Origin of the sequence: Tenacibaculum mesophilum, assembly GCF_003867075.1 — a bacterium.
In the GTDB taxonomy this organism is placed as follows: Bacteria; Bacteroidota; Bacteroidia; order Flavobacteriales; family Flavobacteriaceae; genus Polaribacter; species Polaribacter mesophilus.
The window spans coordinates 2,420,537-2,447,110 of sequence record NZ_CP032544.1 but is presented as its reverse complement, the minus strand read 5'-3'; the positions used below and the strand labels follow the sequence as shown (position 1 = coordinate 2,447,110).

The following is a 26,574-nucleotide window of genomic DNA, read 5'->3' as shown; positions in this document are numbered from 1 at the left end:
ATAAAAATCATGGCAAAGTTTTACGATAAAATAACAACTAGAATTCAACAGTTTATTGAAGCACAAAAGCTCTTTTTTGTTGCTACAGCAGCAAAAGAAGGACGAATTAATCTTTCTCCTAAAGGAATGGATACCTTTAGGATACTTAACGAAAATACAGTAGCTTGGTTAAGTGTTACAGGAAGCGGTAACGAAACCTCTGCACATTTGTTAGCTGATAACCGAATAACAATTATGTTTTGTGCTTTTGAAGGAGCTCCAAACATACTAAGACTATACGGAAGGGCAGAAGAAATTCTTCCAACTTATAATAAATGGGAGAATTATGTCAAGTTGTTTCCTAATTTTCCAGGTACTCGTCAAATATTTATTGTGTCTGTTGAAAGTGTACAAACCTCTTGTGGAATGTCTATTCCTTTTTATGAATACCAAGGAGAACGAAATCAATTAAATGATTGGGCTATTGAAAAAGGTGAAGAAGGAATTAAACAATATTGGAATGACAGAAACCAAACTAGTATCGATGGCTTTGATTCTTTATTAAAAGAAGAAACATCTTCTTAAATTATTTAAAAAAATATCTTCTTTTTTCAAAATCCTGATAAAAATCATGTTTTTACTTAAACTATGCTTGTACTTTTGAGACAGTAAAGTATAAGAAGAAATGGTACAATTAATGAACATCCCAATGGTATCTTGGACAAACGGAACCATTATGATGGTTATTTTCGGTTTGGTTTGTATAGGTTTAATAACCGCTCTTTTAATTCTTGTTAATGGTGGCAAGAAGAAAGAGTAGGTAAATTTAGTTTTAATAGTTGATTGAAGAAGCACTCTTTAATAATGTGTTAGTGGTTTAACGTTTGAGTGCTTCTTCTTCTTTTTATTTGAATGCGTTTAATCCTGTGATATCCAATCCTGTGATTAATAAATGTACATCGTGCGTTCCTTCGTAGGTTATTACACTTTCTAAATTCATTGCATGCCTCATAATTGAGTATTCTCCAGAAATACCCATTGCACCTAACACTTGTCTTGCTTCACGTGCTATTTTTAATGCCATGTCCACATTGTTTCGTTTCGCCATAGATATTTGAGCAGATGTTGCACGACCCTCATTTTTTAATACTCCCAATCGCCATGTTAACAACTGTGCTTTGGTAATTTCGGTAATCATTTCCGCTAGCTTTTTTTGTTGTAACTGAAACTGTCCTATTGGTTTTCCAAATTGTGTACGTTCTTTCGCATAGCGTAACGCTGTATCGTAACAATCCATTGCAGCACCAATAGCACCCCAAGCAATACCATAACGTGCAGAATCAAGACACAACAATGGTGCTCCTAACCCAGATTTATTAGGTAATAAGTTTTCTTTTGGAACTTTTACATTATCAAAAATTAACTCCCCAGTAATGGAGGCTCTTAACGACCACTTGTTGTGAGTTTCTGGTGTAGAAAAACCTTCCATACCACGTTCTACTATCAAACCATGAATACGTCCTTCTTCATTTTTTGCCCATACAACTGCTACATCACAAATTGGTGCATTTGAAATCCACATCTTTGCTCCATTTAACAAGTAATGGTCTCCCATGTCTTTAAACTTAGTCTCCATTCCTCCAGGGTTACTACCATGATTAGGTTCTGTTAACCCAAAACTCCCCATCCATTCACCAGAAGCTAATTTTGGTAAATATTTTTGTCGTTGAGCTTCCGTTCCGTAGTTATAAATAGGCCCCATAACAAGAGAAGACTGTACTGAAGCAGTAGATCGAATTCCACTATCACCTCTTTCTAGCTCTTGCATAATTAACCCGTAAGAAATTTGGTCTAACCCAGCACCTCCGTACTCTTCAGGGATATAAGATCCAAAAGCTCCCACTTCTGCCAATCCGTTAATTAATTCCTTTGGAAACTCAGCACGTTGTGCATATTCTTCTATAATTGGAGACAAGTTTTTCTTAACCCATTCACGAGCTGTATCACGAATAAGTTTATGTTCATCAGTTAATAAATCGTCTACTTGATAATAATCTGGCGCTTGAAATAAATCAGACTTCATAAATATGTTTTAAAATTAATTTTTACTAATTGTATAAGAGAAGTGTAAAATTAATCGCGGTTTGATTTTATGTGATTTCTTAAAAGAATTGTTTCAAAAATACTTAAAAAAATGGTTATTCGTGCAGGTTTGCGTATGTTTGTACTAATGAGATTTACTTTAGGAAAAGAGGAGCGCTTAAAAAGCAAAAAGCTCATAGAAAGACTATATGAAGAGGGAAAAGTGATAAAAGTTTTTCCACTAAGAATGGTATATGTACAAACCGAACATACCTCTAAGTTTCCTGCACAAGTTGGAGTTTCTGTACCTAAACGTAATTTTAAAAAAGCGGTGGATAGAAATCGTATTAAACGATTACTTCGTGAAACTTACCGTAAAGAAAAGCATACTATTTATGAGACTGTAGATAAACCGTATGTGTTTATGATTTCTTATCTTGCAAGAGATGAATGGAAATATGCCGATATTGAGCATAAAATGAAGAAATTATTAACACAATTTATTACAGAAGTTACTCAAGATGAAAAATAAAAAACTCCTTTTTTTTGGTTCACTTATAGTCATCTCCCTTTTCTTTTCTTTTCAATCTCGTTTTTTTGAGATTGCTAAACAAATAGAAATCTATAACAACCTTTTTAAAGAGTTGAACATTAATTATATTGATGAAATCAACCCTGGTGATTTAACTGACAAAGCGATAAAAAACACCCTTAAAAATTTAGATCCATATACTAATTTTTACAACGAACAAGATGTTGAAGATGCACGTATTCGTCGTGAAGGTGAATATGGAGGTATTGGTATTTCTACATTTTACGCCAAAAGAGGAATTGTGGTTTCTGAAATTTATAAAGGTTTTTCGGCAGATAAAGCTGGCTTAAAAGCAGGTGATATTATTACCAATGTAAACGGACAAGAATTAGCTTCCTTGGAAAGAAGTCAATTTTCACAAATGCTAAAAGGTGTACCAGGAAAAGAGCTTTCTTTAAAGGTAGAAAGAAACGGTCAAACAAAAAGTGTGTCAGTTAAACTTGACAAAGTTATTTTAGACCCTGTCCCTTTTTACGATATGATTGATAACGAAACGGGGTATATTGTTTTAACACGATTTATCAGTCAAAAAGCTACCGAAAGCGTTGTCAACGCGTTTAGTGATCTTAAAAAAAGAGGGATGAAAAAATTGGTTTTTGACTTAAGGTACAATCCTGGTGGCTCTTTATTTGATGCAGTAAATATTACCAATTTATTTATTCCTAAAGGCTTGAAAGTTGTAGATACTCGTGGAAAAACTCAAAAAAACAGTAGAACCTATAAAACAAATAAAGCTCCTTTAGATGCTGAAATTCCTATTGTAGTTTTAATTAATGGTCGATCGGCTTCTGCTTCAGAGATTGTTTCAGGTGCTTTGCAAGACTATGACCGAGCTGTAATTATGGGGGAGCGTTCTTTTGGAAAAGGACTGGTGCAACGTTACTTTGATTTGAGTTACGGAACACAAATGAAAATAACAATTTCTAAATATTACACCCCAAGCGGACGTTGTATTCAAGAATTAGATTATGCCAATAGAGATCCTAAAACAGGTGAAGTACCTAAGTTTTCTGATACTACTCTTAATGAGTTCACAACTCAAAACGGACGAAAAGTATATGATGGTGGAGGGGTAACTCCAGATATAACAAGTGAGTTTTCTAAAAAAACAGAAGAAACAGATGATTTACTAAAATCAAGAGCAATATTCAATTTTGTAACAGATTTCACATATCAAAATCCTAATTTATCTACTGAAAACTATACTTTTTCTTCTTCTGATTTCAATAACTTTAAAGAATATTTACTTCGTAAAGACACTGCTTTTGTATCTAAAGAAGAAAAGCTTTTCCAAGAAGCATATGAATCAGTAGAAAACAACAAAAAAATCACTTCTGAATATAACGCGATTATCCAACAATTAAAAGCAGCTAAAGTTGCTAAAGTTTTGGTAAATGAAGATCTTTTATCAAAAGAAATTGAAAATGAAATTATTGAGCGTTATGCGTACAAAGAAGGAATGTATAAGCATTTATTTAAAAATGATATAACTATAAAAAATGCTGTTAACTTGCTAAATAATCCTAAAAAATATAGCAGTATTTTAAAAAAATAGCTTCTTTAACATAATTTGTATATTTGTACTTTAAAAACATATGTCAAAACCTATCCTAAAAGAACGTACAAGAGCCCAAGAATCTACAAATGCTATTGAGCGTTTATACATTTCAATGCGACACTTATTTAGTCGCGGTTTTTACAAACCAATGGGTGTTTCTGGTGAAACCTTACGAAAATCACTATTATCTTTACGTCCAGAAATTTATGGTTCTATTGCAGAAAACAAAACTGAGTTAAACGGACTGGTATACGTTATTGAACGCTTACCTGAAGGAATTGAAGAATGTCAGTTTATATATTTAACCGCAGATGAGGGATATCGTAACTCAAAATTTAAGGCTATCGTTCCTCCTAAAAGAAGGAGAAATTGCTATCGCATTGATAAAGATCAAATGAATATTGAAATTACTAGAGGACGCTCAGAAATTTACGATATTCTTACACACTTAACTTTTTTATTTATTGAATCTCACAAAATTAAAGACCGTGTAGTTTTTAATAATGGAGAAAGCTTTATTCGTGAATGGCTATTATTAGAAGATATTGTAATACACAATAAAACACTTACGGATGAAGAAAAAGATGTAATTGTTGTACATCTTGGTAATATTTTAGGAAGAACTTACGATGAGGTATATGATGCTTATAACACATTTTCAACAAAAGAGAACCCTAACAGGTTTTTCCATCTAATTTACTGGTTAGGTAAATTAGCTATTAATGAAACATTGTATGACCAAAAACGTTCTATTAAATTCAGTTCTGTTCTAACTCAAGAAATAGGACACCATTATTATGGAGAAATGTGGGCTAACAATATTAAAAAAGTATTGTTAGACAACGAGTTAATAGAACGTCCTATCCATATCATTAGTGCAAACATGCACAGTGTAATGAATAGTATTTACGCTCAAAATGCTTTACCAAAAGAAGCTAAAAAACATAAAGATTTTCAACTTTTTGAAGTATTGAGTAATGCTAATAGCAGTACTTTACAGTCTGCCGTTAAAAATTATGCTTCCGAAAACGGACTGATATATATCAAAGATACATCTGGGACTAACATTAATGTTCAGGTAATTGATACCCAAAAAATTAATTTTGAAACGAACTCTTTTAACAAAGTTAATTCTATTGGAAAAGACCCTGTAATTATTGTGATGGACTATGCCTTTGGTGAACAGGCTTTTGAAACTATGGATGAATTGTTAAAGCCTTATAAAACAAAAGGAGAAAAAATTCATTTAGATGTTCAATCTGTTTCTATCATGGGAAAAGCAGGTATTTTAGAAGGTGGCAAAGGAGATATTATGATTCCTTCTTCACATATTTTTGAGGGAACTGCTGATAACTATCCATTTAAAAACGAATTATCAAAAGAAGATTTAGAAGGTTTTGGTGTTCACGTTTTTGATGGTGCAATGATTACTGTGTTAGGAACTTCATTACAAAATAAAGATTTACTACGATTCTTCCACGATTCAACTTGGGATGTAATTGGATTAGAAATGGAAGGTGCACACTACCAAAAAGCCATTCAATCTGCCTCGAAAATTAGAGGAAATATTTCAGAAAATGTGAAAGTACGTTATGCGTATTATGCTTCTGACAACCCGCTAGAAACTGGTGCTACACTTGCTTCTGGAGGTCTTGGAATGAGTGGAGTAACACCAACTTACGCTATTACACAAAAGATACTAGAACAAATATTTTAGTCATAGAACGACTATCAAAAACTTAGTTATACTACAAAAAAGCATCATTTCAAATGAAATGATGCTTTTTTATGCAATTTTAAAGACTGGTTTTGTTCATAGCCTTTTTTCTTATTTTATATTTGCACCTACAATACAACAACACACACAATGAATATTCTAATTTTAGGATCGGGCGGTAGAGAACACGCCTTTGCTAAAAAACTTTCAGAAAGCACGAAAATCAACAACCTTTTTGTAGCTCCTGGTAATGCAGGAACTGATGCAATTGCTAAAAATGTAGCCATTAATCCAACTGATTTTGCACAGGTAAAAGAAACCGTTTTACAACACGACATCAACATGGTAGTTGTAGGTCCTGAAGCACCTTTAGTTGAAGGAGTTCACGACTTTTTCTTAGCAGATGAAGAGTTGAAAAACATTCCTGTAATCGGACCTAAAAAAGATGGTGCTTTATTAGAGGGAAGTAAAGATTTTTCAAAGCAATTTATGGAAAAACACAACATTCCAACAGCTCGTTACCAATCTTTTACTACTGAAACCTTAGCTGAAGGAAAAAAATTCTTAGAAAGCTTAGGCGCTCCTTATGTATTAAAAGCGGATGGATTAGCTGCTGGAAAAGGAGTTTTAATCTTAAATAATTTAGACGAAGCCAAAGCTGAATTAGAAGAAATGCTTTCTAATCAAAAATTTGGAAGCGCTTCATCAACTGTAGTAATTGAAGAATTTTTAAAGGGAATTGAATTATCTGTTTTCGTTTTAACTGATGGAAAAAATTATAAAATTTTACCTTCTGCTAAAGATTACAAACGTATTGGAGAAGGTGATACAGGTCTAAATACAGGTGGTATGGGCGCTATTTCTCCTGTTCCTTTTGCAACGGGTGATTTTTTAACGAAAGTGGAAGAATTAATCGTTAAACCAACGATAGACGGTTTGCAAAAAGACGGAATTGATTATAGAGGATTTATTTTTATCGGATTGATGAATGATAATGGAAATCCATCTGTTGTTGAATACAACGTTCGTATGGGAGATCCTGAAACAGAAGTAGTATTACCTCGTATACAATCAGATTTAGTCGATTTATTTGAAGGAGTTGCAACACAAACTTTAGGAGAAAAATCATATGAGGTTACTCCACAAACAGCAACTACCGTTATGTTAGTTTCTGGTGGATATCCTGAAGCTTACGAAAAAGGAAAAGAAATTACAGGTTTTAATACTGTGGAAGATTCTATTGTTTTTCATGCAGGAACTACTTTAAAAGATGGTAAAGTAGTTACTAGTGGTGGACGTGTTATGGCAATTACTTCTTTTGGAGATTCTATGGAAGAAGCCTTAGAAAAATCATACAAAAACATTGATAAAATAACTTTTGATAAAATGAATTATCGAAAAGATATTGGGTTCGATTTAAAATAAATAACAATAAAAAAAGGAGTTGATAGTCAACTCCTTTTTTTATTTCATTGCTTTTTCTAGCGTAAACGAGAATTCAGAACCTTGACCATGTACACTCTTTAAAAGAATTGTTTCATTATGTGCTTCAATAATATGCTTAACAATAGAAAGTCCTAATCCAGACCCTCCTTGTTCACGAGACCTGCTTTGATCTACACGATAAAAACGCTCAAATAAACGTGAAAGGTGTTCTTGCTTTATTCCTTCACCATTATCATTTATTTTAATGATAAGCTTATGCTGATTATAGGGTTCAACACTTACAGTAGTAATTCCTCCCACTCTACCATATTTAATAGAATTTACAACAAGGTTAATTAACACTTGTTCTATTCGCTCAACATCACCTTTTACCAAATGCGGAAAGTCATACACACGGTCAAAACGCAATGTAATATTTCTCTTTTTTGCTTTCATTTCAAACAAGTCAAATACGTTTTGAATTAGCTCAATAATGTTAAAAGTTTGCATATTCATTTTCATTCCCTCTGTTTCTAACTTAGCAATCATATCTAAATCTTTCACAATTGAGGTTAATCTTTCCACTCCTTTATTAGCTCTTTCTAAATATTTTTCAAGAATTTCTTTGTCTTCAGCAGCTCCTTCAATAAGGGTTAAAATATAGCCTTGTACGGTAAAAAGTGGCGTTTTTAACTCATGAGCAACATTACCTAAGAAGTCTCGACGAAATGAATCTCGTTGTGTTAAACTAGCAATTTCTTCACTCTTACCTTCTACATATTCTTGTACACTTTTGGTTAACGCTTCTATATCTGTAGTTACTTTATTTCTTTTTAAGTCATTCACATCTAAAATAGAGATATCTTCATACATCTTTTTTACTCGTTGATAAATAAAGTGTTCTGCTCTATATTGAATTACGAAAAAAGAGATGATAAACATTGCAATACCAAAAATTACAATGGTTATTACTCCTAAGCTATTTAATAAAAATAAATACGATAATACTGCTATAATTATAGATAATAATGTTGAGTATAAAGCCGACCAAAGTGCGTAGTTATATGTTTTTTTTATTTTTTTCATCTGTTTATTTTCTATTGTTTTTAAATATCAGATGTAATTCGCTAATAGTTATCTTGCATAATATCAAGAATTATTATAGCTCATTTCATGATAAAAAAATAGATTGCTAGCTAGCAATCTACTTATTAATTTTTGAGTTTAAAAATTATTTGTCTGTTTCGTCTAGCACAAACTTGTATCCAACTCCTTTTACTGTTTTAAAATAGTGATCTCCTATTTTCTCTCGGAGTTTACGTATGTGTACATCTATAGTTCTCCCCCCTACAACTACTTCATTTCCCCAAACACTGTCTAAAATAACTTCTCTTTTAAATACTTTTCCTGGTTTTGAAGTTAATAAAGAGAATAATTCAAATTCTTTTCTTGGTAAAGATATTTTTTCTTCTCCTTTAAAAACTACATATTCATCTCTATTGATGACTATATCTCCAATTTTTGTAGTAGTATCTGCTTTTTCTTCTGTCTTTAAACGACGTAATAACGATTTAACCTTACTTATAAGTACTTTTGGCTTTACTGGTTTAGTTATGTAGTCGTCTGCTCCAGCGTCAAAACCTGCTACTTGCGAGTAGTCTTCTCCTCTAGCGGTTAAAAAAGAAATTATAACGTCTTCGAGAGATTTTACGTTTCTAATTTTTTCACACGCTTCGATACCATCCATCTCAGGCATCATAATATCTAATAAAATTAAATGTGGAGTTACTTTTTTTGCTGTTTTAACAGCTTCTGCACCATTATTTGCAGTAAAAACCTGATATCCTTCTGATTTTAAATTGTATCCTACAATTTCTAAGATATCTGGTTCATCATCAACTAGTAAAATTTTAATGTCGCTAGTGTTCATTATTCATTTTTATTGTGTTACTCAAAAGTAATCATAAAAAAATAAACCCTTTATATGCATGCTTAACTTAACGTTCATTTAATATTTACTAAACTTTTGCTTAAAAGAAATACAAGAAATCTTTTGTTTTTCATTTTTTGTCGTTTTTGTATCTTTATACAAATTGTTTACTATGAAAATCATTTCTTCTCTTGGGGAAATTACTTCCAGAGCTAAAAATACCTTTAAGCGATTCCCTATAACATTGTTCTGGGCAATTGTAGGTACCTTATTTACGTTATTTACAATTGAAACTAATACTTTTGATAGTGTTTTTTACGGCAAGGTTATTTTAATTTTTATCTTAGGAGTTAGTTGGTTGATTGCAACTCGTTTTTTTGAAGAACAATTTAAAAAAGATAAAACTTGGATATTCTTACTAACTTTAGGTTTTCTAAGCCTGTTCTATATTAGTATTGAGGTTGATGGTTTTGAAATTCATCAAAACTCAATCATTCGTTTTGTTCTTTACTTCATAACTGGGCATTTACTTGTAATGGTAACTCCTTTCATATTCAGTTGGAATAAATCTGCGTATTTTAATTATTTAAAATCCCTTTTTATAGCCTTAGTTAGAAGTCTTTTTTTCTCTCTGGTTTTATATTTAGGAATTGTATTAGCACTTCTGGCTATTAAACATTTGTTTGCTATTGATTTTAAAGGAGAACGTTTTTTTCAGGTTTTTGTGTTTTGTATAGGAATTATAAATACCTGGATTTATCTTTCTGATTTTCCAAAAGATGTTCATAATCAACTTGCTATTAACTACACCAAAGCTTTAGAGGTATTGGTTAAGTACATCTTAATTCCGCTAGTAATTTTATACCTCATCATTTTATACGCCTATAGTTTAAAAATAGTAATCAACTGGAACTTGCCTAAAGGATGGGTTTCTTATTTAGTTATTGCTCTTTCTTTCTTAGGATTTATTGTTCAAATACTTATCAATCCTATTCAAAAAACTATAAATTCTCGTACAATTAAAAAGTTTTATCCATGGTTTTATTATTTATTATTACCGTTAATTGTTTTACTTTTTGTTGCTATTTTTAGACGTATTAATGAATATGGTATCACCGAAAACCGTTATTTCGTATTTGTTTTAGCTTGTTGGATTTTAGCCATGTGCCTCTACATACTTTTTAGTAAACGTAAAAAAATTAAGATATTTCCTTTTAGTTTGGCTCTTATTACTTTTCTAGTTTCTTTTGGGTTTTGGGGCGTTTTTTCGGTATCAACTAAAAGTCAACTTCTTCGATTTGAAAAGGTATATACTGATATTAAAAAAGATAACTTTTCTACCACGTTTGAAAAGAAAAATCAACTTCGTTCTATTATTAGATACTTAAACAATAAACATGAATTGCATAAAGTAAAGAACATCTTAGGTTATAACCCAAAAACAACTTTTAAAACTGATAGTCGTTGGCAATTACAAAATAGATTAATGGATAGTTTAGATATAAAAGTAACTGATAATGTAACTCATCCCTATACAAATCATTACTATAGTATTGATGAAAATAATGCTATTAACATTAAAAACTACGATATTTTAAAGAAACTTTATATCAACAGATATAAAAAACAAAATTCTATAAATGGATATCATTTTTCTTTAAGTAAAGAATCAAATATTGTTGAAATAACTAAAAATGAGATCTTAATAGGGAAAGTTAATTGTTCTGAAATGATAAAAAAACTTAAGGCTCAACAAAAAAACCATAATATATCACCTAATTTAATGACTATTGAACAGCATTTTAAAACACTAAGTGTAAAGTTTATTTTCAAAAGTATTAGCTTGTCAAAAATAGATGATGGTGCTACCGAAAATTATTTATCTAACGCTGATATTTACGCCTTAATCAAAGAAAAAAATGCTGAATAAAATCAACTTACAAAACATCTTGTTTTTAGATATTGAAACCGTTCCTGAAGTAGAATTGTTTGCTGATTTATCTCCTGAAATGAAAGAGTTGTATGCTTTAAAAACACAATATCAACGTAAAGATGAATTTACTCCTGAAGAGTTTTACCATCGAGCTGGTATTTGGGCTGAGTTTGGGAAAATAATCTGTATTTCAGTCGGGTATTTTGTAGAACGTAAAGGTGAAAACCAACTTCGAGTTACCTCTTTTTATGGTGATAATGAACACAAAATTTTGGTTGATTTTAAAAATTTGTTAGACACACACTTTAATCACCCAAACCACCTTTTATGTGCACACAACGGTAAAGAATTTGACTTTCCGTATATCGCACGACGTATGATTATCAATCAAATTGAATTGCCTAATAAACTCAATTTATTTGGTAAAAAACCCTGGGAGGTTCCGCATTTAGATACGATGGATTTATGGAAATTTGGCGATTATAAGCACTACACTTCTTTAAAATTACTGACTGCTATTTTAGGAATTCCATCACCCAAGCAAGATATCGATGGAAGTGAAGTTGCTAATGTATATTACCAAGAAAAAAACCTATCGCGTATTGTTGAGTATTGTGAACGAGATACCGTAGCGGTAGCTCAACTTTTATTGCGGTTTTTAAATAAGCCTTTGGTGGAGGAAATTGATATTATAAAAGTGTAATTTCAACCTATTCTCCTTCCAGTTTCATGGAAAGCTCAAACCAACGTTCTTCTTTTTCCTCTAAACTATCTATAACTTCTTGTAATTCGAGTGATTTTTCATTGATATCGTCCATCGCTATTTCTCCGTTGGTAAATTGCGATTCTAATTTTGCTTTCTTTTTTTGCAACTTTTCAATATCTACTTCTAATTGACCAAACTCTCGTTTTTCGTTATAACTTAACTTCCCTTTCTGTGGTGTTTTTTCTTGCTTTTCAGCTACTTTCTTTTCTTCTTTAGGTTCTGATGGTAAAGAGCTTTCATATGCTCTGTAATCTGAGTAATTTCCTGGAAAATTCTCTACTTCTCCATTTCCTTTAAAAACAAATAAACCGTCAACTATCTTATCCATAAAATAACGGTCGTGCGATACTACCATTAAGTTTCCGGGATAATCCAATAAGAAGCTTTCTAACACATTTAACGTTACTACATCTAAATCGTTGGTAGGCTCATCAAGAATTAAAAAGTTAGGGTTTTGAATTAACACCGCACATAAATACAAACGCTTTTGCTCTCCTCCACTTAACTTTTCAACAAAATCGTGTTGTTTTTTTCGGTCGAATAAAAAACGTTCTAATAATTGAGCTGCAGAAATTCTTCTTCCTTTAGTTAACGGAATTTCTTCTCCAAATTCTTTGATGACTTCTATTACTTTTTGCCCTTCTTTTATTTGGATTCCTTTTTGAGTGTAGTACCCAAACTTTACCGTTTCACCTACAATTACTTTTCCACCATCAACAGGAATTTTACCTGTTAACATATTTAAGAAAGAAGATTTTCCTGTTCCGTTTTTCCCAATAATTCCTATACGTTCTCCTCTTTTAAAAACGTAATCAAATCCATCTAAAATAACTTTATCTCCAAAGTTCTTTTTTAATTTATGAAGCTCTACAATTTTGCTTCCTAAACGCTCCATGTTAATTTCTAACTGAACTTCGTGTTCTTTTCTACGTTGATGTGCTTTCTTTTTTATTTCAAAAAAGTCGTCAATACGTGATTTAGATTTGGTTGTACGGGCTTTTGGTTGACGACGCATCCAATCCAACTCTTTTTTAAATAAGCTTTTAGCTTTACTTAAATTTGTGGCTTCTAAAGCCATTCGTTCTTCTTTATTTTGAAGATAGTAGGAATAGTTTCCTTTGTATTTATATAGTTTTCCGTTGTCTAATTCAATAATCTCATTACACACACGCTCTAAAAAATAACGGTCGTGCGTAACCATAAACAACGTAATTTTTTCTTTCGCAAAAAAGGCTTCTAACCATTCAATCATTTCTAAATCTAAATGGTTAGTTGGCTCATCTAGTATTAATAAATCTGGTTTATTAATTAGAATAATAGCTAACGACAATCGCTTCTTTTGTCCTCCAGAAAGATTTCCTACTTTTTGTGATAAATCATCAAGTTTTAACTTGAATAAAATTTGTTTGTATTGTGTTTCGAAATCCCATGCATTGTGTTGCTCCATCAATTCAAATGCCTTTTGATATGCTTCTGCATCATCAGGATTTTGCAATGCTTTTTCGTATTGCTGAATAATTGGAAGAATAGTGTTTTCTGTAGAAAAAATCGTTTCTTCAATGGTTAAATCTAGATTCAAGTCATCATCTTGCGCCAAATAAGCAATATTAATTCCTTTCCTACTTATAACTTGTCCTTCATCTGGTGTATCCTTTCCAGCAATAATATTTAAAATAGAGGTTTTTCCGCTACCATTTTTAGCAACAAAGGCTATTTTTTGATCTTTATTAATTCCGAAAGAAATATCTTCAAATAAGACCTTTTCACCATACGATTTTGCTATGTTTTCTACTGATAGGTAATTCATTCTCTATAATTTTATGCAAAGAAACAAAAAACCCGAGCAATTGCTCGGGTTTTATTATAATTAAAAGAAATGCTTTTATTTCTTCATTAATTTAATGGTTTCTGATTTTTTACCATCATTTGCTTCTAATAAATATATTCCTGTTTTTAAGTTAGAAACATTTACAGTACCATTAACTGTTTTTCCAGTTAACACAACTCTACCAATGGTATTTGTTATTTTATAACTTACATTTTCATTACTTCCAAATTTTACAGTAACATTACTTACAGCTGGGTTTGGATATGCTATTAAGCTTGATTTTGCTTCCTTGTCTAATGGCTCAGCAAACTCATCACTTGTACTTGAAACTGCTACTGAAGACGATGAATTAACAATATTCACTGTATAATCTTCTACCTCTCCATCTGCAAAAGTTTCACAAGCTGTTGATGCTCCGTTATATTTCATAGAAACACGCATTCTTGTTTGTCCTAATAACGCGTCTGCTGGAATAGAGATATTAGCTGACCTGTTTGCTGCTGTACTAGACGAACCTAAAGAAGTTTGTTCACTAGCCTCAAAAGTTCCATTACGGTTGTAGTCAATCCAAACGGTAAAATACTCAGTATATGAAGAACCACTAAATCCTGCACTTACAATAATTTGATTGGTTGTTCCTTGAGTAACTGTTGCTGTTTTACTAGTAAAGTCACCATATCCTCCATTTGCAGCAGTAATATTAGTCATTCCTCCAAAAGAAACATAATCTATCCATTCATAAGTAACTCTATTTCCTTTTGAAGCACAATAAGTAACAACATTATCTAATGTAGTAACATTTACTGTATTGCTTGCTGCAGAAATATTCCCTGCTGCATCTGTTGCTTTTACAGAGAATGTATAAGCTGTATTAGCGGTTAATCCTGTTACATTGTAAGATGTTGTTGTAACAGTTGTTAACTTAGTTGTTCCTTGATATACATCATATCCTGTTACCCCTACATTATCTGTTGATGCTGTCCATGATAAGGTTAATGTAGTTTGTGCTACACTTGATGAAGCTAAACTACTAGGTGCGGTTGGTGCTTGAGTATCTGCTACAGCAGCTGTAATATTTACTGTATAATCTTCTACTTCACCATAAGAGAATGATGCCTCACAAGCTGTTGGTGTTGCATTATACTTCATAACGATTCTCATTCTTGTAGTTCCATCCATCGCTGAACTAGGCACTGTAAATGATGTACTTACAGGAGTATCTTTCGATTTAGCTTTTGTCCAAACCGTTTCTCCGGCATCAGAAAAATCTCCATCTTGGTTGTAATCAATCCAAACTCCATACCCTTCGTCGTATTTTGTTCCTGTCCAGGTTGGTGTGATCGTAATGGTGTTTGATTTTCCTTTTTCTAAATCGGTAGAAATTCCAGTATGGTCAGAGTATCCATTTCCTCCTCCTGAAGAATTATCAATACTTCCTAACTGAACTCTTCCAATATACTCATCTGAAACGCTATTTCCTTTAGAGGTACAATACGTAATTGTTGCTGCTGTAGTAGTAGCATTTGCTGTATTACTCACTACTGAAATATTTCCTGCAGCATCTTTTGCTTTTACAGTAAATGTATATGCTGTACTTGCTGTTAAACCTGTTACATTATATGAAGTTGTTGTTGAGCTTCCTATTTTAGTTGCTCCTTGGTACACATCATACCCTGTAACACCTACGTTATCTGTTGATGCTGTCCAATTTAATGTTAAACTTGTTGCTGTTATAGAACTCGCAGCTAAATTAGTTGGAGCAGAAGGTGCTTCTGTATCGGCAGCTGCATTACTTGTAAATGAACCTGTAAACACTCCTCTACCGTAGGTAGATGCAATTACTTTATTGGTGACATGATCTCCACTTACGTTCCAATAATCAAATGAAGTAACACTAACATCACTCATTCCATTATACGCTTGATTCCAATTAGGGTTTGCATCATTAAAGTTTAATGTAGACCAAACTCCTAATTGTGTTGCTAAAATAGCTTCTGTTCTATCTAATGGGTTCTGTAAAATATCTCTTACAGGAATATTTGGTAGGTTTCCTTCTTTGCTTACCCAATTTGCACCTCCATCAGAAGTAGCCCAAACACTTGTTACCCCGTAGTTATGCATTGTTACGAAAATATCATCTTCAGTGGCTCCGAATCTTACTGAAGATACCGAACCAACAAAAGGTGTATTGATATTTGACCATGTAGCATTAGAATTAGTAACATTTGTTAACTTTAATAGTTTACCATTCGCTAATCCCACAAACCATGCGTTATTTGTAAAAGGAGATGCTTGAAAAGCTGTTGGACTTGCATCTAATAATGCATTTGTAATATTTCCTTTTGAATTTGATGCTACATTAATACTCAAAATTGAGTTAGCAGAACTTGTTGATGCATTTGATAATAGACGGTTTGCATCATTATCATACCCCATTGGGTTTACAAAGTCTCCCGTATTTTGATCGCTTGATAATGTTGTTGCTCCTCCTTGTCGTCTACCTAATCCGTTCCAAGGTAAGTTAAACCTATATATTACGTTGTTTACATATGTAGCAATCATATAGTCTCCATCTTTATCAACGAAAGTATAGAATCCATCACCATCACTTAATTCAGTTGAACTATTAATTCCTGCTACTGCATTTCTGAATGCTTGTGTTCCATTGTCTTGAGCACCCGCACTAAAAATTCCATTAACATCTCCTGCGCCATCAGGACCAATTCCTGCTTTTACAAACTGAGTTACATTATAGCCTTTGTTTCTTACACTAATTGTACTTCCTGCATTTCCTGAATAATAGATTCCTCCATCATTTCCGAATAATATTTTAGAAGAGTCATTATTTCCAAAAGCCATTGAATGTTGATCTGCGTGAACATTTTGGTGACCAAAACCTCCATACCAGTGTGATAACTGAGACCAAGAAGAACCTCCGTTTGTCGTTTTAAATAAATCAATACCTCCAACATATACTATGTTGTCATTTGTTGGATCTGCTTCAATTACTAAATCATAAAATGCTTGTCCACGACAAAAATCGTTCGCTGCAATTCCAGTATCAGCATCATTTGGTAATGATGTTGCACTTGCTGTTGAAAAAGCATTGGTTGTTTTATAAATATGAACAGGCGCTGTACTTGTTGTACCTTGTGTTAATGCGTAAATTTTATTTGCATCGGTAGCAGAAGGTTCAATTTCTACTCTATTAGATTCAGTTAATGGAGATGCAGCTGCTTCTGTCCAAGTACCTCCATTTGTAGAGCTAAACACTCTACCTCCGCCTTGACCTAAAGCAGAACCGATAGTTCCCATCCATAGTGTATTATTTGCACTTACTTCTAAATCATTAGCTATGTAATAGTAATCTTTTCCACCGAAGGTATACTTCATGTTAGCAGATTCTATTCTGTTCCATGTAGCCCCATTATCTGTAGATCGGTACAATCCTGCAGACTGTAAACCTAACCAATTTCTAGGACTAGAAGAATCTCCATACACATGTGCTCCTACTGCAACAAATAATTCTGTTGAAGCTCCATTATCCCATGCTAATACATCGTTAACATAATGAATTCCTGATAAGAAAACATTACTTGCATTATGATTAATAATTGCTTCTCCAGCTGCTGGTATATTAACTGCATTCCATGTTGTACCTCCATCGGTAGTTACATAAACGCCATTTCCTACTACGTCTCCTGCTGTATATTGTTCTCCTGTACCTACATACCATCTGTTAGAGTTTCTTGGATCTACTGTGATAGAGGTTACAGATAAATTTCCTGGTACATTTTGTACTCTTGTCCATTGTGAGTTCGCATTACTTATGTCTGTATTTTTCCATAAACCTCCACTTACTCCACCTGCATATACGGTATTGTTTGTAGCATCGTTTGGATCAAATAAAACAACTCTTGTACGTCCTCCTACATTGTTAGGACCTCTTTCTGTCCAAGAATTTCCATTGTCTCCAGGATTTTTTTGTTGTGCTCTCTTTTTTAACAGATCTTCTCTCAATCCTGCTAGACTTCCATCTTCCATTTTTCCTGTAGCTGGATTCATGGTAAGTAATTGCATTTGATCAAAATACCTATTAGGTGGTAACCCTCTAAGTTTTCTTTCTTTTTTCCCCCATTTTAACGATTCATTTAAAGGGCTTTCCTTTAAAAAAGTACAGTGTACTTTACGTTGTTCGGCCAGTTTATCAGCAACATCTTGCTTTTTAAGATAATCTGAACCAATAATTGAAACTGCTGCAACAGACAGCCCTCCAACCAGAAATTTAAACTTTTTGTTCATTTGAATTAATTTAATTAAATAATTAAGTTTTTATTTCCTAGCTCTTTTATAATACTACCTTTTCTTCGTCTCTTACCTTTTTGAATAGACTCATTTTTTAACCCTTTATAAACCAACTTTAATAGTTCAGCCACCCCTAGCTAAGTCAAAGATTTTATTCTCAATGGTATTTACAATTTAAAACAAGCAAAAGCCTGAGTAAAAACTCAGACTTTTGTTTTTCTTTAATGTTTTTAAAACTTACTTTTTAAACAGTTTTGTTGTGAGTAGTTTTTGTCCGTCATTTATTTCTAAAATGTACATTCCAGTATTTAATTTTGAAACGTCTAGATTAGAAGATTTTAAACGACCTTCTTTTATTACTTTACCCACAGTATTTATAAGTTTATAATGTATTTTTTCTGCTTTTGAAGCTAGTTTTACTTGTACAAAATCTGCTGCTGGATTAGGATATGTTAGTAAGTCTAAACTTTCTTCATTTCCTATTGCTTCTCCATTAATATTTGCTGCAAAACCAGCTATTGTAGTTACTGAAGAGCCAGAAGAAATGTTAACAGTATAATCTTCTACCTCACCGTAAGTAAATGTTTCACATGCCGTTTGAGCACTATTGTACTTCATAGAAACTCTGAGTCTTGTAGTTCCTGAAACATTCGATGGTATTGTAAAGTCTTCATAAATATCTCCTGCACTTGATGAAGAACCACTTAACACAACTTCTGTATCTTCAAAAATACCATCTTTATCGTAGTCAATCCATGCTTTCCAGTACTCGGTATAAGAAGAGCTATTAAATCCAGCACTCACATATAATCGATTAGCTCCTTGGGCTACATTCATAGTTAAGTTTGTATAATCTTTATAACCACCATCATTTCCTGTAGTGTTATCAACTCCTCCCATAGAAACTCTGTCAATCCATTCGTAAGAAGAATTGTTTCCTTGAGAAGTACAATATTCTACTACAGATACATCTTTGGTTGTAAAAGTGGCTGTATTACTTGCTGCTGAAACATTTCCTGCAGCATCTTTAGCTTTTACTGTAAAGTTATATGTAGTATTTGCAGTTAACCCAGTTAAATTCATTGATGTACCACTAACAGTTCCTGCACTTGTAGTTCCATTAAATACTTCGTAACTAGCTACTCCTACATTATCTGTTGATGCTGTCCAACTTAATGTTGCTGTTGTTTCTTCAATATTAGATGCTGTTACTGAAGAAGGTGCTGTGGGTGCTTCTGTATCTGGTGTAGCATTTGTAATATTAACTGTATAATCTTCTACTTCACCATAAGAGAATGTTGCTTCACAAGCTGTTGGTGTAGCATTGTATTTTAATACAATTCTCATTCTAGTAGTTCCTTGAGTTGCTGAAGCTGGCACTGTAAATGATGTACTTACAGGAGTATCTTTCGATGCTGCTTTTGTCCAAACAGTTTCTCCAGCATCAGAAAAATCTCCATCTTGATTATAATCAATCCATACTCCATAACCTTCACTGTAAACAGTACCTGTCCATTTTGGAGTGATAGTTATTGTATTAGATTCACCAATAGATAAATCTGTTGAAATTGTAGTGAAATCAGAGTACCCACCACCACCGTCAGAAGTGTTATCTATGCTTCCTAATTGAACTCTTTCTATATATTCATCAGCAACACTATTTCCTTTTGAAGAACAATAATTAAGTGGTGGTGTACCTGTTGTCGTTACATTTAATGTTGCTGGTGTTCCTGTTCCACCTGCTGTACATTTAGCAGCTACAGATACAATATATTCTGTTCCGCTTAATAACCCTGTAGCATTAAATGTTGTTCCTGCTACATTTGTTGTATTTCCTCCAATGGTTACATCGTAAGAAGCTGCTCCTGAAACTGCCGTCCAAGTTACTGTAAATCCATTATCACCAATATTTGATGAATTTAAGTTTGTTGGTGCTGCTAAAGCACAAGTTTGTACAAATTCTTCTCCTACATTTACTGCATAAAAAGCATTTGTTGTTGAAATTACTTCTTGAGAGTTTGCTCCGTATAAATCGGTAGCTGCTTGAATTGCTGCTGTTCTTGCGTCAGCATATGTTGAATTGGCTGATAAGTAATTAGCTTCGGTACGATACGCTATTTTTGCAGCTTTTGCCATACCAATTCCAATAACATTGTATGTATCAGACGCATCATTTGTTCCTGATCCTCCAACAGTTAATAAATAAAACCATTTATTTAAAACTCCTGAGTTTGTATGAACTCCACAGTAGTCATTAAATCTTGTAGGTGTTCCACAGTTTGGGTTCTTCCAATAAGTTCCTCCGTAAGTATCTGGTTGCCCTTGTGATTTTGGATCGTTCATAGAACGTAAAGCAGCAGAACCACTACGCCTGTCTATTTCGTCTCCAATTAACCATACAGAAAGGTCTGGGTTTGAATCATTTCCATTCCCTTTAGCAAAATGTTCTACTGCTGCTCCCCAAATATCTGAAAAAGCTTCATTTAAAGCTCCTGATTCTCTTTGGTAGGCTAAGTTTGCTGTATGGGTACAAACTGCGTGGCCTATTTCATGAGCAGCTACATCAATAGAAGTTAACGCATCAAAGTTTCCATTTCCTTCTTGTCCGTTAGAAGAACCGTCTCCATAAGACATTACAGAACCATTCCAAAAGGCATTATCATAGTTAGTATCAACATGTACATAACTTCTAATTTGAGCTCCACTGTTGTCATAGCTATTTCTATTGTGTTTTTGTAAAAAGTACTCATATGTCATTATAGCTCCCCAATGAGCATCTAAGGCTGCATCATCTTTATTTGCACTATGTTCAGCTGTAGTCCAATTATTATCATTATCAGTAAACTGGTCATAATTTGTAACATAGGGATAAGTAGAACCTGGAGCTTGGTTTTTTGCATCTCTTGTATGGATTTTCCTTCCGGAGTCACTCAAAATGTAATTCCCTCCACTTAGTGATGTTTCTATTGTTCTAGTTCCACTGTAACGAGTTTGTGCAGTACCTGATGCTAATGTGGTAGTAATAGCTTCTGCTACTTTTTTACTTTTTTTGGCATGCTTAGTAAGCTCTCCTACATGACCAAATTTATCTGCATGCTTAATTATAGCGTTATAAAATAACGTTTCTCCTGTATGAGCATCTATGTATAAATACCCTCTGCTTAGCGGTTTTGTAGCAAAAATGTCGAATTTATAAGCTAGCCTTGCTTCTTTTTTCCCTATAACTTCTCTTGGAAGAATTAATAACTCTCCTTTAGGTTTCTCATAATTATCCATTTCTTTAGCTGCTTCAGGATATTCCCATAAATAATTCTCTGCACCTGTATGCGATAAAGCTTTTCGAAATGCTTGATCTTTGGATAATTTTGGGCTTATATTAACCTTTCCAACATCGTAAAACTCACCATTCATGCTCATTAAAGCACCATTTTTTGCGTGGGCTGTATAAGTGGCAAATTCTACTTTTATTCCTTTAAATTTTTGTTGAAATTTCTCGTGTGTAAAACCTAAATCATCTCTATTTGATTGGATTTTTTGTAAGCCATCATTTTTAAATAGCTTTAATTTTTTTCTAATTAAATCTGGTGCCTTTTGTAAAGACAGTTTTGAAGATTTGTTGAACTTAAGGTGTTTTAACTCTCTATTTTCTTGGGCATTTATTGTATAAACTCCTGCGAATAGAAAAGCAGATAAAAACACAGTTCTTGCATAATTGTGTTTCATTTTTGAAGGGTTTAGTTAATTGATTTTAATTAAAAAGCCTGAGTTATTTCTCAGGCTTTTGTAAGATTTATTTTTTAAATACCTTAGTAGTTAGTAGTTTTTGACCATCATTAACTTCTAAGATATACATACCTGTATTTAGTTTAGAAACGTCGATATTTGATGAATTTAAACGACCTGATTTCATTACTCTACCAATTGTATTTACAATTTTATAAGTCATATTATCAGCCCTAGAAGCTAATTTTACTTGTATAAAATCTACTGCTGGATTAGGGTATGCCATGAAGTCTAAATTGTTTTCATTACCCAATCTTTCTCCACTCACACTAGCTGAATGGTTTTGTCTTGTACTAGAAACAATATTTACAGTGTAGTCTTCAACTTCTCCATAAGTAAATGTTTCACACGCTGTTTGAGCAGAGTTATACTTCATAGAAACACGCATTCTTGTTGTTCCTAAAGCGGCTCCTGCAGGAACATCAACCGTAGATGTTAAGTTATTAGCACTTGATGAAGATCCTGTTACGACTTTTTCACTGTTCTCAAATGTTCCGTTTTGATTAAAATCAATCCAAACAGCCCAATGTTCTGTATATGAAGAGCTATTAAATCCTGCGCTAACAGTCATTTGGTTTGAACTTCCAACTGCCAATGTTGCTGTTTTAGAGGTAAAGTCTGCATACCCTCCATTATTTCCAGTTGCATTCGTCATTCCTCCTAACTCAACGTTATCAATCCACTCATACGAAGAATTATTTCCTTTTGAGTCACAGTATGAAACGGAGTTTGATAAAGTTGTTACGTTTATTGCACTACTAGAAGCAGAAGCATTTCCTGCTGCATCTTTTGCTCTTACTGAGAAAGTATAGGCAGTAGCAGCTGATAATCCTGTTACATTCATTGTAGTTGCTGTTACAGATCCTATGTTTGTTGTTCCTTGATAAACATCATAACCTGTTACCCCAACGTTATCTGTTGAAGCAGACCAATTTAGTGTTAATGATGTTTGTGTTACACTAGAAGCTGCTAAGTTTGTTGGTACAGTTGGTGCTGTTGTATCTGCTGTTCCTGCTCCTATTACTACTGTATAATCTTCTACTTCACCGTAAGAAAATGAAGCTTCACATGCCGTTGGAGTTGCATTATATTTTAAAACTATACGCATTCTTGTTGCTCCATCTGTAGCTGTAGCTGGCACTGTAAAAGATGTACTAACTGGTGTGTCTTTTGATGGTGCCTTTGTCCAAACTGTTTCTCCGGCATCAGCAAAATCACCATCTTGGTTATAATCTATCCAAATACCATATCCTTCATTGTACACTGTTCCTGTCCAAATTGGTGTAATAGTAATTGTATGAGAAGTTCCTTTTGCTAAATTTGTTGAAATGGCTGTATGATCTGAATATCCATTTCCTCCTCCTGTGCTATTATCAATAGTTCCTAATTGTACTCTTCCAATATACTCATCAGAAACACTGTTTCCTTTTGAGGAGCAATAAGAAAGTGTAACTTCAGGAGTAGTAAAAGTTGAAGATGCACTATACGCTGAGTTTGATCCATCAGAACACTTACTACGCACCTGTACTTCATATTGAGTTAAAGCTGATAATCCGCTTAAAGATGTTGATGTTCCTGAAACTGCATTAGTTGTCCAAGATGATGTTCCTGTTTGGCGGTATCTTACATCATAAGTAGCTCCTGAAACTACTGTCCAAGAAACTGATGCTTCAGATGAAGTTACACCAGATACTGTTACTCCTGTTGGTACAGTTGCTGTACATGAAGTAGAACCTCCTGTTTTATCAGATAATGCTAAGCTCCTACGTACGCCACCAGATTCTAAAACAGCACGCATCCTGTTTTTTTGTCCAAGTGTATATAAATTCATACAAGAGTCATCTGAGTAATCCATATAATTTTCAACCATATCCTCTGAACCACAAGATGTGTGTCCTGTTGAGCATCCATAATTTGCAGCGTCAGACTCTGGAGTATCAGAAACAAAATCATCAACACCACAGCCTCCATCACCCCAAATATGTCTTAGGTTTAAAAAGTGACCTACTTCATGCGTAGTTGTTCTTCCTTTGTCAAAAGGAGCTGATAAGTAAAAACCTGATCCTTTATCTGAACTACCAAAATATTGTGGACTCATTACAACTCCATCGGTAGATGCACTACCTCCTGGAAACTGTGCATATCCTAAAATTCCACCACCAATATTACATACCCACATATTAAGATACTCAGAAGTATCCCATGGATCTACTCCTCCTTGTGAAGATTTTTTCATTGCATCATTAGTTCCCCATGAAGTTCTAGTAGAAGACTTTCTTGTTATTCCATTTGTTGGATTACCATTAGGATCAACTTGAGCTAAATAAAACTCTATTTCTGTATCTGCTGCTTGTGACCATTTGTTTGTTTTATCTGAATTAGTTCTTCTGAAGTCTTCATTTAAAACATCCATTTGTGATTGAATTTGTGCCACACTAATATTCTCTTGAGAATTGTTATAAATTACATGGACAACTACAGGAATTTGAATTATATTTCCTACTATTTTTCCTTGTTGATTCTTCTTTTCAGCTAGTCTCCTCTGGGTAAAGGATTCTATTTCTTGCATTTTACTTTTTAAAGAAGGATTGAGGGATTGTCTGTACTCAAGGTTTTCCATTGAGTGGCAGTTTCTTTTTTCTTGGGCATACAAAGCACCAACAAAAAATAAGCACATAAGTGCTAGAGTAATTTTGTTTTTCATTTTGAAGGGTTTTTAATTGAGTTAATAAAATTTAAGAGCTTTTTTATTTCGACTCTTAATTATTTGTTAAAACATTGACAAATATATAAAAAAAGATAAAAAAATATAAATTTAAAATAGTTAATTAACTGTTTATATTCACTTTACAAAACAAAAACATTGTTTTACACCAATTAAACACTAGGTTTTATAGGATATAGAGAAATTTTTTTATTATTACTCACTATCAAACAGTTATAGCAAAATCTTCTTTCAAGGAAAGAAAATGGAAATATTAATCGTATTTTTATTAAAATTTATAATTAATGCTTCAAGTTAAAGATTTAGAAATATCCTTTAAAAACTCTCTACCCATAGTTCAACAAGTTTCTTTTAGCCTTCAAAAAAACAAAATACTAGGAATTGTTGGTGAAAGCGGTAGTGGAAAATCAATAAGTTCTTTAGCTATTTTAGGATTACTTCCTAAAACTGCTTCCATAAGAGGGGAGATACTTTTTAACAAACAATCTTTGTTGAGTTTTAATGAGCAAGATTTTCAAAAAATACGTGGTAACCAAATAGCCATGATTTTTCAAGAACCTATGAGTTCTCTGAACCCTACATTAACTTGTGGTGTTCAAGTTGCTGAAATGCTACAACAGCATACACAATTATCTAATCAAGAAATTAAGGAGGAAGTTATTTCCTTATTCTCAAAGGTAAAACTTCCCAGACCTGAAACTATTTACGATTCGTATCCTCATCAAATAAGTGGCGGGCAAAAGCAACGTGTGATGATTGCTATGGCAATTGCCTGCAAGCCACAATTACTTATTGCTGATGAGCCTACAACAGCATTGGATGTAACCGTACAAAAAGAAATTATTTTACTTTTGAAAGAACTACAACAAGAGTTTGAAATGGGAATTATTTTTATTTCACACGATTTAGCATTGGTTTCTGAAATTGCAGATTCTGTTGTGGTAATGCATAAAGGAAAAATAGTAGAAAAGGGAAGTGCTAATCATGTTTTTTTACACCCAAAAGAAAGTTATACAAAAGCTTTAATCAACTCAAAACCAAATACAGAAAAACGATTAAAAACTTTACCTACAGTTAACGATTTTATTAATGAAACTATAAACTCTACAGTGTATACAAATGAGGAGCGCACTGCTTTTCATCAAACAATATATAATAAACCTCCGTTGTTAGAAATTATTGATTTGCATAAAGATTTTATCAGCAATGCTTCATGGTTTTCAAAACCAACTGTTGTAAAAGCCGTCAATGACGTTTCTTTTAAGATTTATAAAGGTGAAACTTTAGGACTAGTAGGAGAAAGTGGTTGTGGAAAAACCACTTTAAGTAGGACTATTTTACAACTAGAAAAAGCCACTTCGGGAAGTATTCTATATAACGGAAAAGATATTACTAAACTCTCGAGAAAAGACTTTAAAAAACTTCGGAAAGAAATTCAGATTATATTTCAAGATCCGTTTTCTTCATTGAATCCAAGAATTACTGTTGGTGATGCTATTTTAGAACCGATGAAAGTTCATAACATTTTAAATTCTAATAAAGAGCGAAAAGAATATGTCTGCAACTTATTAGAAAAAGTAGGTTTAGAAGCAACTCACTTTAATCGTTACCCACATGAATTTTCTGGCGGACAGCGCCAACGTATAGGAATTGCTCGTGCTATAGCTCTACAACCAAAACTAATTATTTGTGACGAATCGGTTTCTGCACTCGATGTATCAGTGCAAGCACAAGTATTAAACTTATTGAATCAATTAAAAACAGAATTTAATTTTACTTATATATTTATTTCTCATGATTTATCTGTGGTAAAATACATGGCAGATCAATTAGTTGTAATGAACAAGGGTAGAATTGAAGAAATAGCTGATGCTGACGAAATTTACCAACATCCAAAGACAAAATACACCCAAACTTTAATAGAAGCCATCCCAAAAGGGCTGTAACTTTT

At 33.0% G+C, this 26,574-nt stretch carries 16 protein-coding genes; 9 read left to right on the top strand and 7 right to left on the bottom strand.

Going from position 1 to position 26,574, the window contains the following annotated elements; translation table 11 throughout:
• Window positions 1–9 precede the first annotated feature (9 nt).
• Complete coding sequence (locus D6200_RS11035; RefSeq protein ID WP_073182331.1) at window positions 10–564, top strand: pyridoxamine 5'-phosphate oxidase family protein; 555 nt, start codon at window positions 10–12, stop codon at window positions 562–564.
• A 100-nt stretch (window positions 565–664) separates the two neighbouring features.
• The gene (locus D6200_RS15525; protein WP_255724753.1) at window positions 665–799 is read left to right on the top strand and encodes a hypothetical protein; all 135 of its coding nucleotides are present in this window, start codon (window positions 665–667) and stop codon (window positions 797–799) included.
• A gap of 84 nt (window positions 800–883) precedes the next feature.
• On the opposite strand, the gene D6200_RS11030 is transcribed toward D6200_RS15525, so the two are convergent.
• Entirely contained in the window at window positions 884–2,062 is a 1,179-nt protein-coding gene (locus D6200_RS11030; protein WP_047788017.1) for an acyl-CoA dehydrogenase family protein, read from the bottom strand.
• 111 nt (window positions 2,063–2,173) lie between these two features.
• Between D6200_RS11030 and rnpA the strand changes: the two genes are divergently transcribed.
• The 4 genes from rnpA (at window position 2,174) to purD (ending at window position 7,353) form a co-directional block, all read left to right on the top strand.
• The gene (rnpA, locus tag D6200_RS11025) at window positions 2,174–2,593 is read left to right on the top strand and encodes a ribonuclease P protein component (RefSeq protein ID WP_231128366.1); all 420 of its coding nucleotides are present in this window, start codon (window positions 2,174–2,176) and stop codon (window positions 2,591–2,593) included.
• On the top strand, window positions 2,583–4,208 hold the full coding sequence (locus tag D6200_RS11020) for a S41 family peptidase (RefSeq protein ID WP_073182332.1): 1,626 nt from the start codon (window positions 2,583–2,585) through the stop codon (window positions 4,206–4,208). The genes rnpA and D6200_RS11020 overlap by 11 nt, the downstream gene beginning before the upstream one ends.
• A 40-nt stretch (window positions 4,209–4,248) precedes the next feature.
• A complete protein-coding gene (locus D6200_RS11015) occupies window positions 4,249–5,928 on the top strand; it encodes a DUF6909 family protein (protein WP_047788019.1) in 1,680 nt (559 codons plus the stop codon).
• Window positions 5,929–6,078: 150 nt separating this feature from the next.
• Window positions 6,079–7,353 carry a phosphoribosylamine--glycine ligase gene (purD, locus tag D6200_RS11010; protein WP_073182333.1) on the top strand — a complete coding sequence of 425 codons (1,275 nt, stop codon included), beginning with the start codon at window positions 6,079–6,081 and terminating at the stop codon, window positions 7,351–7,353.
• Window positions 7,354–7,392: 39 nt separating this feature from the next.
• Here purD and D6200_RS11005 read toward each other — a convergent pair whose 3' ends face one another.
• Window positions 7,393–8,439 (bottom strand): sensor histidine kinase, encoded by a 1,047-nt coding sequence (locus D6200_RS11005; RefSeq protein ID WP_073182334.1) that lies wholly within the window; start codon window positions 8,437–8,439, stop codon window positions 7,393–7,395.
• A gap of 145 nt (window positions 8,440–8,584) precedes the next feature.
• Window positions 8,585–9,283, bottom strand: a complete 699-nt coding sequence (locus D6200_RS11000; RefSeq protein WP_047788022.1) for a response regulator transcription factor — start codon at window positions 9,281–9,283, stop codon at window positions 8,585–8,587.
• A 172-nt stretch (window positions 9,284–9,455) separates the two neighbouring features.
• Between D6200_RS11000 and D6200_RS10995 the strand changes: the two genes are divergently transcribed.
• Both D6200_RS10995 and D6200_RS10990 read left to right on the top strand, forming a co-directional pair.
• Window positions 9,456–11,213 carry a DUF4153 domain-containing protein gene (locus tag D6200_RS10995; protein ID WP_073182335.1) on the top strand — a complete coding sequence of 586 codons (1,758 nt, stop codon included), beginning with the start codon at window positions 9,456–9,458 and terminating at the stop codon, window positions 11,211–11,213.
• Window positions 11,203–11,919, top strand: a complete 717-nt coding sequence (locus tag D6200_RS10990) for a 3'-5' exonuclease (protein WP_073182336.1) — start codon at window positions 11,203–11,205, stop codon at window positions 11,917–11,919. Before D6200_RS10995 ends, D6200_RS10990 begins: the two co-directional genes overlap by 11 nt.
• 7 nt (window positions 11,920–11,926) lie before the next feature.
• On the opposite strand, the gene D6200_RS10985 is transcribed toward D6200_RS10990, so the two are convergent.
• The 4 genes from D6200_RS10985 to D6200_RS15330 form a co-directional block, all read right to left on the bottom strand.
• A complete protein-coding gene (locus D6200_RS10985) occupies window positions 11,927–13,789 on the bottom strand; it encodes an ABC-F family ATP-binding cassette domain-containing protein (RefSeq protein ID WP_073182337.1) in 1,863 nt (620 codons plus the stop codon).
• A 75-nt stretch (window positions 13,790–13,864) separates the two neighbouring features.
• Window positions 13,865–18,112: a GEVED domain-containing protein gene (locus D6200_RS10980; RefSeq protein WP_073182338.1), complete on the bottom strand. Its 4,248-nt coding sequence runs from the start codon at window positions 18,110–18,112 to the stop codon at window positions 13,865–13,867.
• A 240-nt stretch (window positions 18,113–18,352) separates the two neighbouring features.
• Window positions 18,353–21,838: a M4 family metallopeptidase gene (locus D6200_RS10975; protein ID WP_073182339.1), complete on the bottom strand. Its 3,486-nt coding sequence runs from the start codon at window positions 21,836–21,838 to the stop codon at window positions 18,353–18,355.
• A 67-nt stretch (window positions 21,839–21,905) separates the two neighbouring features.
• Window positions 21,906–24,602: a GEVED domain-containing protein gene (locus D6200_RS15330; protein WP_159432117.1), complete on the bottom strand. Its 2,697-nt coding sequence runs from the start codon at window positions 24,600–24,602 to the stop codon at window positions 21,906–21,908.
• 305 nt (window positions 24,603–24,907) lie between these two features.
• On the opposite strand from D6200_RS15330, the gene D6200_RS10960 reads away from it, so the two are divergent.
• Window positions 24,908–26,569: an ABC transporter ATP-binding protein gene (locus D6200_RS10960; RefSeq protein WP_073182340.1), complete on the top strand. Its 1,662-nt coding sequence runs from the start codon at window positions 24,908–24,910 to the stop codon at window positions 26,567–26,569.
• The last annotated feature ends 5 nt before the right edge of the window (window positions 26,570–26,574 follow it).

Excerpts from the sequence above, each read along its gene's own strand:
- D6200_RS15525 (WP_255724753.1), top strand. The coding sequence starts at position 665 with ATGGTACAATTAATGAACATCCCAATGGTATCTTGGACAAACGGAACC.
- D6200_RS10980 (WP_073182338.1), bottom strand. The coding sequence starts at position 18,112 with ATGAACAAAAAGTTTAAATTTCTGGTTGGAGGGCTGTCTGTTGCAGCA.
- purD (WP_073182333.1), top strand. The coding sequence starts at position 6,079 with ATGAATATTCTAATTTTAGGATCGGGCGGTAGAGAACACGCCTTTGCT.
- D6200_RS15330 (WP_159432117.1), bottom strand. The coding sequence starts at position 24,602 with ATGAAAAACAAAATTACTCTAGCACTTATGTGCTTATTTTTTGTTGGT.
- D6200_RS11035 (WP_073182331.1), top strand. The coding sequence starts at position 10 with ATGGCAAAGTTTTACGATAAAATAACAACTAGAATTCAACAGTTTATT.
- D6200_RS11030 (WP_047788017.1), bottom strand. The coding sequence starts at position 2,062 with ATGAAGTCTGATTTATTTCAAGCGCCAGATTATTATCAAGTAGACGAT.
- D6200_RS11020 (WP_073182332.1), top strand. The coding sequence starts at position 2,583 with ATGAAAAATAAAAAACTCCTTTTTTTTGGTTCACTTATAGTCATCTCC.
- D6200_RS10960 (WP_073182340.1), top strand. The coding sequence starts at position 24,908 with ATGCTTCAAGTTAAAGATTTAGAAATATCCTTTAAAAACTCTCTACCC.
- D6200_RS10990 (WP_073182336.1), top strand. The coding sequence starts at position 11,203 with ATGCTGAATAAAATCAACTTACAAAACATCTTGTTTTTAGATATTGAA.
- D6200_RS11000 (WP_047788022.1), bottom strand. The coding sequence starts at position 9,283 with ATGAACACTAGCGACATTAAAATTTTACTAGTTGATGATGAACCAGAT.
- D6200_RS10995 (WP_073182335.1), top strand. The coding sequence starts at position 9,456 with ATGAAAATCATTTCTTCTCTTGGGGAAATTACTTCCAGAGCTAAAAAT.
- D6200_RS10975 (WP_073182339.1), bottom strand. The coding sequence starts at position 21,838 with ATGAAACACAATTATGCAAGAACTGTGTTTTTATCTGCTTTTCTATTC.
- D6200_RS11005 (WP_073182334.1), bottom strand. The coding sequence starts at position 8,439 with ATGAAAAAAATAAAAAAAACATATAACTACGCACTTTGGTCGGCTTTA.
- D6200_RS10985 (WP_073182337.1), bottom strand. The coding sequence starts at position 13,789 with ATGAATTACCTATCAGTAGAAAACATAGCAAAATCGTATGGTGAAAAG.
- D6200_RS11015 (WP_047788019.1), top strand. The coding sequence starts at position 4,249 with ATGTCAAAACCTATCCTAAAAGAACGTACAAGAGCCCAAGAATCTACA.
- rnpA (WP_231128366.1), top strand. The coding sequence starts at position 2,174 with ATGGTTATTCGTGCAGGTTTGCGTATGTTTGTACTAATGAGATTTACT.